Source organism: Pseudomonas sp. FW305-3-2-15-E-TSA4 (genome assembly GCF_058787295.1).
The window spans coordinates 25,379-39,770 of the sequence record NZ_JBYSZP010000014.1; the positions used below are offsets into that span (position 1 = coordinate 25,379).

The window sequence follows — 14,392 nt, forward strand, 5'->3', positions numbered from 1 at the left end:
CCGATCGCATTCGCGAGCAGGCTCGCTCCCACAAGGTGAAACTCACTCAGGTTGAGGGATGTTGAAGCCCCGAGATTGCGGTTCGCGCTGAATCATCCGCTTCATCTTCCATTCAAACGCCAGGGTCAGGCTCACTGCCGCGCAGGCCAGGCCCAGCGCCAGACCCCACCAGACGCCAGTCGGCCCCCAGTTCAAATGGAACGCCATCCACCACGCCGCCGGTGCGCCAATCAACCAATAACAAGCGAGGCCGACCAGAAACGTGGTTTTCGCATCCTTGAGCCCACGGATGCAGCCCATGGCGATGGTCTGCGTGCCGTCAAACAGCTCGAACCACGCTGCCACGGCCAACAGGCTCACCGCCAGACGAATCACTTCGGCAAAGGCCGGATCGTTGTGATCAAGGAACAACCCGACCAACTGATTCGGCAACAGCCAGAACACCATGGCGAAACCCAGCATCACCACTGCACCGAAAACGATGCCGACCCGGCCGGACATCCGCGCGTCGCTCAGTTGCGCGGCGCCGTAGTGCTGGCCGACGCGCATGGTGATCGCGTAGGACATCCCCGCCGGTACCATGAACGCCACCGAAACGATCTGCAGGGCGATCTGGTGTGCGCCGAGTTGCGTGCTGCCCATGGTGCCCATGCACAGCGCCGCGAAGGCAAACAGTCCGACTTCCACCGCGTAGGTGCCGCCAATCGGCAGGCCGAGGCGCCACAGTTCTTTCAGGTACTGACGATTTGGTCGTGACAGGCCGGCGCGCAATTGGTAGGCGTCGTAGGCCGGGTGCCGGCGAATGTGCCAGGCGAGGGCCAGCGCCATGCAGTTGGCAACGATTGCCGTGACCAGACCGATGCCGGTCAACCCCAGTTTCGGCAGGCCGAACATGCCGGTGATCAGTGCGTAATTGAGCAGGAAGTTGGCCACGGTGCCGCCGAGGCTGATGACCATCACCGGGGTCGCCCGGCCGATCGCACTGGTGAAGCCGCGCAGGGCCATGAAGCTCAGGTAGCCGGGCAGGGCGAAGGGCAGAGCGATCAAAAATTGTCCAGCGGCGTTGACGTTGGTTTCGGTCTGGCCGAACAGCAGCAAGACCGGCTTCAGATTCCACAGCAGCAACCCGGCGCCCAGCGCCATCAGCCACGCTAGCCACAACCCGGCCTGGGTCAGGCGTGCCGCGCCGATGATGTCGCCGGCACCCTGACGGATCGCCACCAGCGTGCCGACCGCTGCAATCACACCGATGCAGAAAATCGACACGAATGAATAACTCGCTGCCCCCAGTCCGCCGCCGGCCAGGGCTTCGGGGCTGAGGCGCGCCATCATCAGGGTGTCGGTCAGCACCATCAACATGTGCGCCAACTGTGAGGCGATCAACGGCCCCGCCAGCCGCAGGATGGCCCAGAGTTCGGTACGCACAGGATGCTGCATGGTCATCACCACCCATCAATCAGAGGGAACAAGAGACCGTCGATTTTCGGCGCTTGGCAGTGTTTGCACAAAAGGATAAAAAGGATGGGTGGCATGATTAAAACTCATCATGAGTAAACCTCGCCGGGGTGGCCGGATGCCGCCAAAGGAGCTTTGTGTATGTCCCGTCGTCTTCCTCCCTTGTATGCCCTGCGCGCATTCGAAGCGGCGGCGCGGCACAGCTCGTTCACCCGGGCGGCCGAGGAATTGTCGATCACCCAGAGTGCAGTCAGCCGGCACATCAAGACGCTGGAGGAACACTTTGCCTGCAAGCTGTTTCACCGCAGCGGACGCAACCTGCAACTCACCGAGTCGGCGCGGCTGCTGTTGCCGGGGATTCGCGATGGTTTTGCGGCCCTGGAGCGCGCCTGCAACACCTTGCGCGCCGAAGACGACATTCTGCGCATGAAAGCGCCGTCGACCCTGACCATGCGCTGGCTGCTGGCCCGGCTCAGCCGTTTTCGTCACCTACAGCCCGGCAACGAAGTGCAACTGACCAGTGCCTGGATGGACGTGGATTCGGTGGACTTCAACAACGAGCCCTTCGACTGCGCGGTGCTGCTGAGCGATGGGCACTTCCCGCCGGACTGGGAGGCCAGCCTGCTGTTTCCCGAGGAATTGATTCCTGTCGGCGCGCCGAACCTGCTGAACGATCAGCCCTGGGATGTGACGCGGTTGGCCTCCACCGAGTTGCTGCACCCGACCCCGGACCGGCGCGACTGGCGCAGTTGGCTGGAACACATGGGGCTGTCCGATCAGGTTTCGCTCAAGGGCGGACAGGTGTTCGATACCCTGGAGCTGGGCATGATTGCCGCGGCCCGTGGTTACGGGGTATCGATGGGCGATTTGCTGATGGTCGCCGAGGATGTGGCGCAAGGAAGACTGAGCCTGCCGTGGCCGACTGCCGTCGCCAGCGGTCTGAATTACTACCTGGTGTGGCCGAAAACCCGTCCCGGAGGTGAACGTTTGCGCCGTCTCAGCGACTTCCTGCAAGGCGAAGTGCGGGCCATGGCGCTGCCGGATGTAACACGCTTGAGCTGAAACGTTAGAGCCGCCACAATGCCGGCCTTGTGCCATAACCCTGCTGGTCGCTCAAGTATTCGGCTTTACCGCCGAATACGTGCATGTGGAACCGTCGTGCAGGTATCCACGATTCACCCCCATTAGAAAATTATCCGAGCTGCGATCAAGGAGGATCGGCAAGTTCGGCCAGGAGCTGTCCATGTCTCAACCTCGCGCTCGGATCGCCTCGCAGCTGGGCCTCGCGCTCGCCGTGATACTGGCGATTGTCATCAGCGGCAGTACTGTCTTTGCTCTGCGTTCGCTGGATACCGCCAACCTCGCCACCCGTGAAGAACACCTCGCCAGTGAAGCGCGGCTGCTGGCCGACCAGTTGAGCACCTTCCACGGCACGCTGCGTGAAAGCACCCAGCGCCTGAGCGGGCTGTTCGAGAAGCGCTTCAGCGCCGGTCTGAGCATTCACCCGGATGCACCGGTGGCGGTGGCCGGTACCCAGACTCCTGGTCTGCACCTGGGCAGCGAAGTGCTGAACAACAACTTCAAGGAAGTCGACGAGTTCAAGCAAATGACCGCTGGGGTTGCCACGTTGTTCGTACGCAGCGGCGAAGACTTCGTGCGGGTCAGCACCTCGCTGACCAAACAGGACGGCACGCGCGCCATCGGCACTTTGCTCGATCATGCGCACCCGGCTTATGCGAAGTTGATGGCCGGGCAAGGCTACGTCGGCCGCGCGTTGCTGTTTGATCGCTCCTACATGACCCAATACACCCCGGTGCGCGACAGCAGCGGCAAGGTGATTGCGGTGTTGTTCGTTGGTTTTGACTACACCGACGCGCAGAACGCCCAGTTCGACAACCTCAAGCGCTTCCGCATCGGCCAGACCGGTTCGCTGGCGCTGCTGGATGAGCAGAACAAATGGCTGGTGGCGCCGGCGGGTGTCCAGGCACTGGATCAGGCGGTCACGGTGATCGGCGGCCTGGCCAAAACCCCGGGCAAGGGGCAGTTCTGGAGCGACAAGAACGAAGATTTTTACAGCGTTTCCGTGCCATTCGACGGTGGTCCGTGGGCGGTTGTGGCGAGCATGCCTAAAGCCGAAATTCGCGCGGTGACCTGGAGCGTCGGCACGCAACTGGCTATCGGCAGTCTGCTGGCCATGCTGCTGGCGGTGGGTTCGGTGGTGTGGTTGCTGCGCAGCAAACTGGCGCCGCTGAGTGATCTGGTGCGTCAGGCCGAAGCGCTGGGTGCCGGTGATCTGAGCGTGCGCCTGAACGTGTCGAGCAACGACGAGATCGGACAGTTGTCCCGTGCGTTCAACCAGATGAGCCAGGCGCTGTCGACGATGGTCGAACACATCCGCCGCTCCTCGGAAGAGGTCAACAGCCGCGCCCAGGCACTGTCCGGTTTGTCCGGCGGTGCCTACGAAGGCATGGAACAGCAGTCCGGCGAAATCACCAGCATGGCCGGCGCAGTTGAAGAGTTCAGCGCCACCTCGCTGAACATTGCCGACAACATGGGTGCCACCCAGCGTTTGGCCCAGGAAAACGCTCAGCAGACGCAGATCGGTCGTACTTCCATGGACGAAGCGTCTTCCTCGCTGGAGCAAATCGCTGGCGCGTTGAACACCACGGCTACCGTGATCAACACCCTTGGCCAGCGTTCCCAGGAAATCGGCGGCATTGTCAGTGTGATCACCTCGATTGCCGAACAGACCAACCTGCTGGCGCTCAACGCGGCCATTGAAGCGGCCCGTGCCGGTGAACAGGGCCGTGGTTTTGCCGTGGTCGCCGATGAGGTGCGTAACCTGGCGTCGCGCACCCGTCAGGCCACCGATGAAATCTCCGGGATGATTCACAGCATCCAGCAGGAAACCGGCAATGCCATCAGCACCATGGAGCAGGGCAACCTGCTGATGCAGGAAGGCCTGTCGCGCAACGCCAACGTGGCGTCGGCACTGGCGCGGATCGATGAGCAGAGCCGTTCGGCAGGGCAGCAGTTCGCCGCGATTACCACCGCGACCCAGGAGCAGAGCAGCACGGCTACTTTGCTCAGCAGTAACCTGCAGAGCATTGCGCTGGCCAACAGTGAGCAGCGTGAGGTGGTGTCGAACCTTGCGGTCACCGCCAAAGAGCTTGAAAAGCTGGCGGCGGATTTGCGTTCCGAGGTTGATCGCTTCCGTTAATACAGCCTTGATATCGCTTTCGCGAGCAGGCTCGCTCCCACAGTTTCCGGGGTAGCTCATAAATCGTTTGAGCACCCGAATACTCTGTGGGAGCGAGCCTGCTCGCGAATGCAACGCCGCCGATCCATGGCAAATCATCCTATATGTCTCTCATCTTTTCTTGCTGAAACGTTTCCGCAGCGCTATAAAAATGGCACAACTCCAATAAAGGCTGCTGCCATGACCCCGTTCAAACTCGCCGTTGCATTCGGCGCACTCTCTGCTGCTTCCCACGCCATGGCCTGGGATTACGTACTCCTCGATACCAACAAGCCCGCGCAAAACTGGAGCATTACCAGTGAGCAGCTCGGGGTGAAAACCGACAAGCCTTTCTCCGTGAGTCTGCGAACCTTGCACGGCGGGCGACAGGAAGGTGTCAGCATCGTCGATATCGATAACGGCACGATGAAACTCTCGGTGGTGCCGACCCGTGGCATGAATGTCCTGCAGGCGTCTGTCGGCAACGTGCGCATGGGTTGGGATTCGCCGGTCAAGGAAGTGGTCAACCCGGCCTTCATCGAACTCAATGGACGCGGTGGCCTGGGCTGGCTGGAAGGCTTCAATGAGTTGGTGACCCGCTGCGGTTACCAATGGGTCGGCCATCCCGGTATGGACAATGGCGAGTTGCTGACCCTGCACGGCCGCGCCGCGAACATTCCGGCCAGCACTGTCACGCTGCACATCGATGAAAAACCACCCTACGCCATCAGTCTGCGCGGTGAACTGAAGGAACAGGCGTTCAAGAAAGTCGACTTCTCGGTCGTCACTGAGCTGGTCACCGAGCCGGGCAGCGTGCGCTTTGCCCTCAACGATACGCTGACCAACAACGGTGATTATCCGAAGGAATACCAGGCGCTGTATCACAGTAACTTCAGTACACCGTTCCTTGAGCAGGGCGCGCGGTTCGCGGCGCCGGTGAAACAGGTCTCGCCATTCAACGACAAGGCCAAAGCCGAGTTGGCGGACTGGCAGATTTATCGCGGTCCAACCAAGGACTACGATGAAACCGTCTATAACGTCGTGCCCTACGCCGACGCCAAAGGCGAAACCCTGACTGTTTTGCACAACAAGGCTGGCAGCCTCGGTGTCTCTGTTGGCTTCAATACTCAACAGCTGCCAGTGTTTTCCCTGTGGAAAAACACCGACACCCAAGGGCAGGGCTATGTCACGGGCCTTGAGCCAGGCACCAGCTTTTCCTACAACCGCCGCTATCAGCGTCCGCTGAATCTGGTGCCGACCATTGCGCCAAAGGCCAGCCAACAGTTTCAGATCAGCTACAGCCTGCTGGCAGACAAAGGCGCTGTGGATAACGCGCTGAAGCGCGTGAGCGAAATCCAGGCCGGGCGTGAAACCGAAGTGCGACAGGCGCCGCTGGTGGATCTGACCGAGCATTAAGGCGTCGCCGGGCGGTATTGCAGCGCTTCGGCCAGATGCTCACGGCTGATTGCATCGACTTGCTCAAGGTCTGCCAGGGTTCTGGCGACCTTGAGCAAACGATGGGCTGAGCGCAGTGACAAGGTCAGCCGTTCGCAGGCTGACTCCAGCCATTTCTCATCGGCTGTAGATAATTGGCAGTGCCGCTTCAGGCCTGGCAGATCGAGGAACGCATTGGCACAACGCTGACGCTTTTGCTGGCGTTCGCGTGCCTCGGCCACCACGGCTGCCGCACTGGCGCTGTCCTCGCCTGGCTTCACTGCCGGATTCAACGCCGTCGCTTCCCGCGCCACCGTCAGGTGCAGATCGATCCGATCCAGCAACGGCCCCGATAGCTTGTTGCGGTAGCGCTGCACCATGTCCGGTGTACAAGAGCACTTGCCGCTCGGCTCGCCAAGATATCCACAGGGGCAAGGATTCATTGCCGCCACCAACTGGAAACGCGCGGGAAAGCGTACGCGATCCTTGGCTCGGGCAATCACGATATGCCCGGATTCCAGCGGCTCGCGCAGCACCTCCAGCACCTTGCGATCAAATTCCGGAAGCTCGTCGAGAAACAGTACGCCGTGGTGGGCGAGGGTGATTTCGCCGGGTTGCGGTTTCGAGCTGCCACCGACCAGCGCCGGTCCCGATGCAGAATGGTGCGGTTGACGGAATGGTCGCTGCGGCCAATGGGTCAGTGGCACGCCGCTGGCGACCGATTGAATCGCCGCCACTTCCAGCGCCTCGCATTCTGAGAGTGGCGGCAGCAGCCCCGGCAAGCGACTTGCCAACAAGGTCTTGCCGGTCCCCGGCGGCCCACTGAACAACAGGTTGTGTGCGCCCGCCGCTGCAATCAGCAGCGCCCGTTTCGCGGCCATCTGTCCTTGCACTTCATTGAGGTCGGGATAAGGTTTCGCCGCATGGATCAGCCCGTCCGATACATAAGGCTCGACCGGCGTGTGCCCGTTGAAATGCGCCACTGCTTCCAGCAGATGATCCACCGCAAACACCTTCAAACCCGAAGCAAGGCACGCTTCCTCGGCATTCGCCCGCGGCACCACCAGTGCCCGCCCGGCCTTGCGCGCCGCCAGCGCCGCCGGCAACACCCCGCGTACCGGCCGCACAGCGCCGGACAACGCCAGTTCACCAAGGCATTCCACCTCATCCAGCGTCAGACACGGCACCTGCACACTCGCCGACAGAATCCCCAGGGCAATCGCCAGATCAAAGCGCCCGCCGTCCTTGGGCAAGTCCGCCGGCGCGAGATTCAAGGTGATCCGCCGCGCCGGAAACTGCAGCCCGGAATTGATGATCGCGCTGCGCACGCGATCCTTGCTCTCCTTTACCGCCGCTTCAGGCAGGCCGACCATGGTCAGCGAGGGCAGACCGTTGGCGAGATGGACTTCGACGGTGACAGCGGGAGCATCCACGCCAACCTGGGCGCGACTGTGGACGATGGAGAGGGACATGGTCGTTCCTTGAGCTGAATCGGGAGCCGCTTCCTGCGGGTTTTTTAAGGGTAGTCTGGGGAGAGGGCGTTGGTCGGACAGTTTTAAGGTCCAACTTTCACTTGATGTTTCTGAAGGCACTAATCCTCAGGCATAAAAAAACCGCCTGTCAGGCGGCCATTTTTGCGGTACTCAGGTTCCACCACCGGCGAGCCAGCCATCGGGCTCCATTTCCTTGCCATAGGTCGCGGCCACTTTCAGAAAATGCCGCTGACTGGCTGAAACTCTGTCCGGCAATCCGAGTGCCTCGGTACCCGGTTTGGACACCCGTGCCGGTTGGGTTTTCTGCTTCTTCTGCTTCATAAACACCTCACGTGCCGGGATGCTTGATTCGATCTTATTGGTCGTCCAATGGAAAGACAAGGCGACCGGTTGTATCAAAATAAAATCCCAGCGTTTGATAGTAAGGGATGGCGCCTGAGTCTGGCTCTTGTACTTCGATTTGCGTACACCCCAGCTTCCGGGCGTAGAACTCTGTTGTCAGCAATGCCATCGGAGCGATCCAGCCCCGCAAGGTATTTGTCTTGCAGGTGTGTCCCTGCAAAAGGACGATTTTCATGCAGATCGTGCTTCTTCGCGGCGTTGCGTAGCACAATCCGCACAGTTCTTCTTCGAACCAGAACGCCAAGTCCAGTCCTTTTGCATCTTTGGTCTTCCAGTCCAGAACAGCTTCCCAAGGAAATCCAATTGGGCCGCTCCACTGGTGATATGCGTTGATTGCTAATGGAGTAATCGGATCGATCCTGAGTGATAGAGGATCAACTCCAGCTGCCAGGGCTTCTGGGTCCATGGACATAGTTTGATGTGCGAGTTTGCGGGATTCAGATTTGAGTGTCTGATTTCGAAGCTCGGTACCTTTTCCTTTTCTTCGCATCGTCTTGTTCTGTCGGGATCAAGCTGTAGACGATATCGAAGGCATTGATGCTTAAGTAATCAGGCGTAGGAGCTGATTTTTGTAGGGTCATGCCCTGATAGTTGTAGGACGCCGGCGAAACGGTTTCGATAGCTTGCTGGAACCGTTGGGCATGACTGTCATGGACCTGGCCATGCCCACGAAAGGGCCTGAAACCGAGATCGAGAAGCTTGTGAAATGCCAGCTCAGGATCTGCGCCGATCTGGCAATCAGGCTGGCGATCCACCTCAAAACCACGCCTGAGTTCTGGATGAATCTTCAATCGACTTACGATTTACGCAGAGCTCAGATCAGGTACGCGGGTTGGCGAACCGGAGCAAAAGGAACCCGGCAGACCCGAAGGTCTCCCACGCACAACCGCCATGAAACGATGTGGCGGTAAATGTAGCCGCCATCATGGTTGTCGTGCGCCTTAAGCTGTCCAGGTCGCCAAACCCGTTGCTGAACATTCAGCATCGGGGTGAGCTTAGAAACTTGAGCTTTTCGGCGCAATCGGACGGCGGTGGTGCAGGTTGTAGGACGTTGCCGAGAGGATTGAAAGGCTGAAGATCAAAAGATCGCAGCCTTCGGCAGCTCCTACAGGGGGAGCGGATTATTCAGCCGGCGGCGTCAGCTTGGCTTCCATCTCGGCGACTTTGGCCTCAAGGCTTTCGAGGCGAGCACGGGTACGCGCCAATACAACCATCTGACTGTCAAACTCTTCCCGGCTCACCAGATCCAGTTTGCTGAACGCACTCTGCAGCAGCATCTTGAACTGGCTTTCGATTTCGGCTTTCGGCAGCGGGGTGTCGCCGCTGAACAGGCGGGAGGCGGTGCCGCTCAGGGCGTCGAGGAAGTCTTTTGGCGCGAGCATGGAATGTGTCCTGTAAACAGTGGCGGGCAGTGTATCACGCAGTGTCTATAGTCATTGACGCAGGTGCGGATGCACGCTTTTCGCGCAGGCGGACGGACGGCAACGCACCGTTGTTGTGCGTAACCGTCGGGGCTTTTTTGCGCGGGCGCCTGTGGCAGCGGCCAAGGGCTTGAAATCAGAGGAATTTGGCGAGATGGCAAGCTTTCTGCTTAGTCGGTAGTGACCCATGCACTGATGCAGTCGCTGTGACGAATGCAGTGCGGCAGGCGGGACGGGGAGTTTCGCCGGCAGCGGTTAGCTGGCGTCAGTCGGGCAGGTAAGGCCGACGATGCGTTACAAAGCCAGGCACTGCGCTTAGACTTGAGTCGGGTTTGTTTTCCTGGGGCAAGTCCACCAATTCGGGAGAGAGTTTCATGAAGCTAGTCACTGCCATCATCAAGCCGTTCAAGTTGGACGACGTGCGCGAGTCGCTGTCCGAAATCGGCGTGCAGGGCATTACCGTTACTGAAGTCAAAGGCTTCGGCCGGCAGAAGGGTCACACCGAGCTGTATCGCGGCGCGGAGTATGTGGTCGATTTTCTGCCCAAGGTGAAAATCGACGTGGCCATCGACGACAAGGATCTGGATCGGGTTATCGAGGCGATAACCAAAGCGGCCAACACCGGCAAGATCGGTGACGGCAAGATCTTCGTGGTCAATCTGGAACAGGCGATCCGCATCCGTACCGGCGAAACCGATACCGACGCGATTTAAGCCGCCACAAACCCCAACGCCCCAGGAGAAAACAATATGACTCTGCGTAAATTCGCAGGGCTAGGAGCCCTGTTGTCCATCGTAATGCCCGGCCTTGCAATGGCGGCAGACGAAGTGGCGGCCCCGGTCCTCAATTCCGGCGACACCGCCTGGATGCTCACCTCGACAGCCCTCGTGCTGTTCATGACCATCCCGGGACTGGCGCTGTTTTACGGCGGCATGGTTCGCTCGAAAAACATTCTTTCCGTGATGATGCAGTGCTTCGCCATTACCGGTCTGATCAGCATCCTGTGGGTCATTTATGGCTACAGCATTGCGTTCGACACCACCGGCATGGAGCAGGGCGTCGTCAACTTCAACTCGTTCTTCGGCGGCATGGGCAAGGCGTTCCTCGCCGGTGTCACGCCTTCGAGCCTTACCGGCCCTGCGGCGCTGTTCCCCGAGGCGGTGTTCATCACCTTCCAGATGACCTTCGCGATCATCACCCCGGCGCTGATTGTCGGTGCGTTCGCCGAGCGGATGAAATTCTCCGCGATGCTGATTTTCATGGGCATCTGGTTCACCCTCGTCTACGCACCGATTGCGCACATGGTCTGGTCCGGTAACGGCGGCCTGATGTGGGACTGGGGCGTACTCGACTTCGCGGGCGGCACCGTGGTGCACATCAACGCCGGTGTGGCCGGTCTGATTGCCTGCCTGGTATTGGGCAAGCGCAAAGGTTTCCCGACCACCCCGATGGCACCGCACAACCTCGGTTACACCCTGATGGGTGCAGCGATGTTGTGGGTTGGCTGGTTCGGCTTCAACGCCGGTTCGGCCGCAGCCGCCAACGGCACCGCCGGCATGGCGATGCTGGTCACTCAGATTGCAACCGCTGCAGCGGCTCTGGGCTGGATGTTCGCGGAGTGGATCACTCACGGCAAACCAAGCGCACTGGGCATTGCTTCGGGTGTGGTTGCCGGTCTGGTGGCAATCACTCCGGCGGCCGGCACTGTGGGCCCGATGGGTGCACTGGTGATCGGTCTGGCGGCAGGTGTGGTGTGCTTCTTCTGCGCCACCACGCTGAAACGCAAACTCGGCTATGACGACTCTCTGGACGCGTTCGGCGTACACGGTATCGGCGGTATCCTCGGTGCGATCCTCACCGGTGTGTTCGCTGCACCGTCGCTGGGTGGCTTCGGCACCGTCACCGACATCGCCGCTCAAGTGTGGATTCAGTGCAAAGGTGTCGGCTTCACGGTGATCTACACCGCAATCGTCACCTTCATCATCCTCAAGGTCCTGGACGCCGTGATGGGTCTGCGTGTGACCGAGGAAGAAGAGTCGGTGGGTCTCGATCTGGCACAACACAACGAACGCGGCTACAACCTGTAAGTACGCGCATTAAAAAACTTGCCCGGTTCGCCGGGCATTTTTTTGTCTGGAATTTGTCATTGAAAGGAAGGCTGAAAGGATTTTTCGTACGGCTTTGGTCGTGTTTACGGCGGGCATTTTTCTGCGGCCAATCGCTTACATCATTGCAGGAATATTAGGGCCTTTGTTTTTTCCCAGAGCGCGCTAGAATGCGCCCCGAACGTGCGGAGAACTGTATGTGGCAACAGACTCTGATAACCCTGCGGGCACGGCCCCGGGGCTTTCATCTGGTAACGGACGAGTTACTCGCCGGCCTGCCTGAACTCAAGGCGTGCCGGGTCGGTCTGTTGCATTTGTGGCTGCAGCACACCTCGGCGTCGTTGACCATCAACGAGAACGCCGATCCGGCGGTCCGTCGCGACTTCGAACGATTTTTCAATCGTCTGATCCCACAAGGAACAGACGGCTATGAGCATAACGACGAAGGCCTGGACGACCTCCCGGCGCACTTCAAGGCCAGCGTACTTGGCTGTCAGATCAGTCTGCCGGTTTCGGCAGGGCGACTGGCACTGGGCACCTGGCAAGGTGTTTATCTGGGCGAGCACCGTGATCATGGCGGTGCCCGTAAAGTCCTCGCCACCCTGCACGGTGAAGGGGCGTAAACCGTTGGTCACCAATGGTTACCGATTTTTTTCCGGCGGCTTTCGACAGTCGCCAAAGCTGGTCTATAACTAATCTGCTTTTCGCAAGTCATGAGGTAGAACATGAGCGACGATGATCTGGAAAACGACGACCTCGAAGTAGGCGACGAAGACGAGGCCGAGGACGGTCTGGAAGCAGCAGCGGAAGACGTTGCTGAAGACGATGGCGGTGATGAAACGCCGGCCCCGGCTGCCAAAGGCAAAGCCAAGGCTGCGGTGTCGGTCGACGAGTTGCCGAGCATCGAAGCCAAGAACAAGGAGCGCGACGCCCTGGCCAAGGCCATGGAAGAATTCCTTGCGCGCGGCGGCAAGGTGCAGGAAGTGGAGGCCAACGTGGTCGCCGATCCGCCCAAGAAGCCGGACAACAAGTACGGCAGCCGCCCTATCTGAGGCGTGCTACCTGCTTGCTGAAAAAGCCCGCCGTCGCTGCGGGCTTTTTCATGCCTGAAACAAAGAGGTCATGGATACACGCAACCCCCTGTGGGAGCGGGCTTGCTCGCGAAGGCGGTGTGTCATTCAAATTGTATGTCGACTGACACGGCCTCTTCGCGAGCAAGCCCGCTCCCAAGGGGTTACGTCAGGTGGAGAGGGCATTCCAGCGTGCGAGCACTGCTGGCAAATCGGTCAGGCTACGGATCTCGGCATCCGGAAGCCGCTCGGCTTCCCAGACCTTGCCCGTCGGGTTGAACCAGACGGCACGCATGCCCGCTTGTTGCGCCCCGGCAATGTCATCGCCCGGATGATCGCCGATATGTACGGCGGTTTCGGCTGTGGCGCCACCACGCTGCAACGCCTCGTGAAACAGCCGCACATCCGGCTTGGCGATACCGATATCTTCGGCGCACAAGGCAAACTTGAAGTAATCCGCCAGGCCCAGCCGACGCACGTCGGCGTTGCCGTTGGTGACCACGCCGAGGGCGTAGTGGTTGGCGAGGATTTCCAAAGTCGGTTCGACCTCCGGGAACACCTCGATCTGATGCCGCGCATGCAGGAATACTTCAAAGCTTTTGTCGGCCAGATCCGCAGCTTCCCCGTGGGCGTACCCGGCTTCCTCCAGTGCGTGGAACAGCACGCGCCTGCGCAACGCACTGATGCGGTGCTTGAGGCCCGGCTCGCTGGCCAGTACCCGCTCACGAATCCCCCACAAATGCTCCACCGGCACTGCGCCCAGATTCGGCGCGTGTTCGCTCAGCCATTCGCGCAATACCGCTTCGGCGCTGACGATCACCGGGGCGGTGTCCCACAGGGTGTCGTCAAGGTCGAAGGTGATCAACTGGATGTTCATGAATCGTCGCCTTTGCTGCGTTTGGCCCGTGGGTGGGCGCTGTCGTAGACCGCCGCCAGGTGCTGGAAGTCCAGGTGGGTGTAGATCTGCGTGGTCTTGATGTCCGAGTGGCCGAGCAATTCCTGCACCGCGCGCAGGTCCTGTGAGGATTCCAGCAAGTGGCTGGCAAAGGAATGCCGCAGCATGTGCGGGTGCAGGTTCTGCCCCAGCTCGCGCTCGCCGGCCAGTTTCACCCGCACCTGAATCGCCCGTGGGCCGAGGCGCCGACCTTGTTGGCTGACGAACACGGCATCGTCGGCCGGGTTGGTCATGGCTCGCAGCGGCAGCCATTGCTCCAGTGCTTCGCGCGCCTTTTTGCCGACCGGCAGCAGGCGGGTCTTGCTGCCCTTGCCGAGCACCTGAACCATGCCGTCGGCCAGATCCAGCTGATCGAGATTGAGCCCGGTCAGCTCGGACAGGCGCAGGCCCGAGGAATAGAACAATTCGAGAATCGCCTGATCACGACGGGCGAGAAAATCGTCCTCGACCGCACCTTCAAGCAGTTGCAACGCACGGTCGGTGTCGAGGGTTTTCGGCAAGCGCCGTTCGCCTTTCGGCGGCGCCAGACCGGTCGCCGGGTCGTGATCGCACAGACCTTCGCGATTCAGATAGTGATAGAGCCCGCGCACCGCCGAGAGCAATCGGGCGAGACTGCGTGACGACTGACCCTGCGCATGCAGGCGGGCGATCAGGCTGCGCAGACGCTGAATATCCAGCGCCGCCCAACTGCCGATGTTCTGCTTGATGCACCAGCCGAGGACTTTATCGAGGTCGCGGCGATAGGCCGACAGGGTGTGCGGCGACACCTGTCGCTCACTGCGCAGGTGTTCGCAGTAAGCGTCCAGTTGTCGTTCCATG

At 60.2% G+C, this 14,392-nt stretch carries 15 protein-coding genes; 8 read left to right on the forward strand and 7 right to left on the reverse strand.

The annotated features are described in order from the left end of the window. Positions 1-42: 42 nt before the first annotated feature. Positions 43-1,437, reverse strand: a complete 1,395-nt coding sequence (locus AC3WMV_RS19340) for a NorM family multidrug efflux MATE transporter (RefSeq protein WP_103368210.1) — start codon at positions 1,435-1,437, stop codon at positions 43-45. A gap of 159 nt (positions 1,438-1,596) precedes the next feature. Between AC3WMV_RS19340 and AC3WMV_RS19345 the strand changes: the two genes are divergently transcribed. The 3 genes from AC3WMV_RS19345 to AC3WMV_RS19355 all read left to right on the forward strand — a co-directional run bounded on the left by AC3WMV_RS19345 (position 1,597) and on the right by AC3WMV_RS19355 (position 6,109). Beyond that, positions 1,597-2,517 carry a LysR substrate-binding domain-containing protein gene (locus tag AC3WMV_RS19345; protein WP_095137678.1) on the forward strand — a complete coding sequence of 307 codons (921 nt, stop codon included), beginning with the start codon at positions 1,597-1,599 and terminating at the stop codon, positions 2,515-2,517. A 181-nt stretch (positions 2,518-2,698) separates the two neighbouring features. Then, the gene (locus AC3WMV_RS19350; protein ID WP_103368158.1) at positions 2,699-4,675 is read left to right on the forward strand and encodes a methyl-accepting chemotaxis protein; all 1,977 of its coding nucleotides are present in this window, start codon (positions 2,699-2,701) and stop codon (positions 4,673-4,675) included. 219 nt (positions 4,676-4,894) lie between these two features. Then, positions 4,895-6,109, forward strand: a complete 1,215-nt coding sequence (locus tag AC3WMV_RS19355) for an aldose 1-epimerase family protein (protein ID WP_103368159.1) — start codon at positions 4,895-4,897, stop codon at positions 6,107-6,109. On the opposite strand, the gene AC3WMV_RS19360 is transcribed toward AC3WMV_RS19355, so the two are convergent. The 3 genes from AC3WMV_RS19360 to AC3WMV_RS19370 all read right to left on the reverse strand — a co-directional run bounded on the left by AC3WMV_RS19360 (position 6,106) and on the right by AC3WMV_RS19370 (position 8,428). Beyond that, positions 6,106-7,599: a YifB family Mg chelatase-like AAA ATPase gene (locus AC3WMV_RS19360; protein WP_098966244.1), complete on the reverse strand. Its 1,494-nt coding sequence runs from the start codon at positions 7,597-7,599 to the stop codon at positions 6,106-6,108. The genes AC3WMV_RS19355 and AC3WMV_RS19360 overlap by 4 nt on opposite strands. Positions 7,600-7,770: 171 nt before the next feature. After that, the gene (locus AC3WMV_RS19365) at positions 7,771-7,941 is read right to left on the reverse strand and encodes a hypothetical protein (protein ID WP_171057229.1); all 171 of its coding nucleotides are present in this window, start codon (positions 7,939-7,941) and stop codon (positions 7,771-7,773) included. A 34-nt stretch (positions 7,942-7,975) separates the two neighbouring features. Further along, positions 7,976-8,428 carry an N-acetyltransferase gene (locus tag AC3WMV_RS19370; RefSeq protein ID WP_310650479.1) on the reverse strand — a complete coding sequence of 151 codons (453 nt, stop codon included), beginning with the start codon at positions 8,426-8,428 and terminating at the stop codon, positions 7,976-7,978. A gap of 235 nt (positions 8,429-8,663) precedes the next feature. On the opposite strand from AC3WMV_RS19370, the gene AC3WMV_RS19375 reads away from it, so the two are divergent. After that, entirely contained in the window at positions 8,664-8,933 is a 270-nt protein-coding gene (locus tag AC3WMV_RS19375) for a HigA family addiction module antitoxin (protein WP_103368161.1), read from the forward strand. A 210-nt stretch (positions 8,934-9,143) separates the two neighbouring features. Here the strand turns inward: AC3WMV_RS19375 and AC3WMV_RS19380 are convergent, their stop codons facing one another. Beyond that, complete coding sequence (locus AC3WMV_RS19380) at positions 9,144-9,404, reverse strand: accessory factor UbiK family protein (protein ID WP_007920416.1); 261 nt, start codon at positions 9,402-9,404, stop codon at positions 9,144-9,146. A 413-nt stretch (positions 9,405-9,817) separates the two neighbouring features. Here AC3WMV_RS19380 and glnK point away from each other — a divergent pair, with 413 nt between their 5' ends. From glnK to sutA, 4 genes are all read left to right on the forward strand, one after another. Next, complete coding sequence (gene glnK / locus AC3WMV_RS19385) at positions 9,818-10,156, forward strand: P-II family nitrogen regulator (RefSeq protein WP_002555808.1); 339 nt, start codon at positions 9,818-9,820, stop codon at positions 10,154-10,156. A 36-nt stretch (positions 10,157-10,192) separates the two neighbouring features. Continuing rightward, a complete protein-coding gene (locus AC3WMV_RS19390; protein ID WP_027610437.1) occupies positions 10,193-11,530 on the forward strand; it encodes an ammonium transporter in 1,338 nt (445 codons plus the stop codon). A gap of 215 nt (positions 11,531-11,745) precedes the next feature. Continuing rightward, complete coding sequence (locus tag AC3WMV_RS19395; RefSeq protein WP_003229414.1) at positions 11,746-12,171, forward strand: secondary thiamine-phosphate synthase enzyme YjbQ; 426 nt, start codon at positions 11,746-11,748, stop codon at positions 12,169-12,171. 102 nt (positions 12,172-12,273) lie between these two features. Continuing rightward, positions 12,274-12,600 carry a dormancy-specific transcriptional regulator SutA gene (gene sutA / locus AC3WMV_RS19400; protein WP_103368162.1) on the forward strand — a complete coding sequence of 109 codons (327 nt, stop codon included), beginning with the start codon at positions 12,274-12,276 and terminating at the stop codon, positions 12,598-12,600. A 187-nt stretch (positions 12,601-12,787) separates the two neighbouring features. On the opposite strand, the gene AC3WMV_RS19405 is transcribed toward sutA, so the two are convergent. Together AC3WMV_RS19405 and xerC are read right to left on the reverse strand one after the other, a co-directional pair. Next, positions 12,788-13,495: an HAD family hydrolase gene (locus AC3WMV_RS19405; RefSeq protein ID WP_103368163.1), complete on the reverse strand. Its 708-nt coding sequence runs from the start codon at positions 13,493-13,495 to the stop codon at positions 12,788-12,790. Continuing rightward, the gene (xerC, locus tag AC3WMV_RS19410; RefSeq protein WP_041071985.1) at positions 13,492-14,391 is read right to left on the reverse strand and encodes a tyrosine recombinase XerC; all 900 of its coding nucleotides are present in this window, start codon (positions 14,389-14,391) and stop codon (positions 13,492-13,494) included. Before xerC ends, AC3WMV_RS19405 begins: the two co-directional genes overlap by 4 nt. Position 14,392 lies beyond the last annotated feature (1 nt).

Bases quoted from the DNA above. Each gene is read 5' to 3' on its own strand.
- AC3WMV_RS19340 (WP_103368210.1), bottom strand. From the start codon at position 1,437: ATGCAGCATCCTGTGCGTACCGAACTCTGGGCCATCCTGCGGCTGGCG.
- AC3WMV_RS19345 (WP_095137678.1), top strand. From the start codon at position 1,597: ATGTCCCGTCGTCTTCCTCCCTTGTATGCCCTGCGCGCATTCGAAGCG.
- AC3WMV_RS19350 (WP_103368158.1), top strand. From the start codon at position 2,699: ATGTCTCAACCTCGCGCTCGGATCGCCTCGCAGCTGGGCCTCGCGCTC.
- AC3WMV_RS19355 (WP_103368159.1), top strand. From the start codon at position 4,895: ATGACCCCGTTCAAACTCGCCGTTGCATTCGGCGCACTCTCTGCTGCT.
- AC3WMV_RS19360 (WP_098966244.1), bottom strand. From the start codon at position 7,599: ATGTCCCTCTCCATCGTCCACAGTCGCGCCCAGGTTGGCGTGGATGCT.
- AC3WMV_RS19365 (WP_171057229.1), bottom strand. From the start codon at position 7,941: ATGAAGCAGAAGAAGCAGAAAACCCAACCGGCACGGGTGTCCAAACCG.
- AC3WMV_RS19370 (WP_310650479.1), bottom strand. From the start codon at position 8,428: ATGGACCCAGAAGCCCTGGCAGCTGGAGTTGATCCTCTATCACTCAGG.
- AC3WMV_RS19375 (WP_103368161.1), top strand. From the start codon at position 8,664: ATGACTGTCATGGACCTGGCCATGCCCACGAAAGGGCCTGAAACCGAG.
- AC3WMV_RS19380 (WP_007920416.1), bottom strand. From the start codon at position 9,404: ATGCTCGCGCCAAAAGACTTCCTCGACGCCCTGAGCGGCACCGCCTCC.
- glnK (WP_002555808.1), top strand. From the start codon at position 9,818: ATGAAGCTAGTCACTGCCATCATCAAGCCGTTCAAGTTGGACGACGTG.
- AC3WMV_RS19390 (WP_027610437.1), top strand. From the start codon at position 10,193: ATGACTCTGCGTAAATTCGCAGGGCTAGGAGCCCTGTTGTCCATCGTA.
- AC3WMV_RS19395 (WP_003229414.1), top strand. From the start codon at position 11,746: ATGTGGCAACAGACTCTGATAACCCTGCGGGCACGGCCCCGGGGCTTT.
- sutA (WP_103368162.1), top strand. From the start codon at position 12,274: ATGAGCGACGATGATCTGGAAAACGACGACCTCGAAGTAGGCGACGAA.
- AC3WMV_RS19405 (WP_103368163.1), bottom strand. From the start codon at position 13,495: ATGAACATCCAGTTGATCACCTTCGACCTTGACGACACCCTGTGGGAC.
- xerC (WP_041071985.1), bottom strand. From the start codon at position 14,391: ATGGAACGACAACTGGACGCTTACTGCGAACACCTGCGCAGTGAGCGA.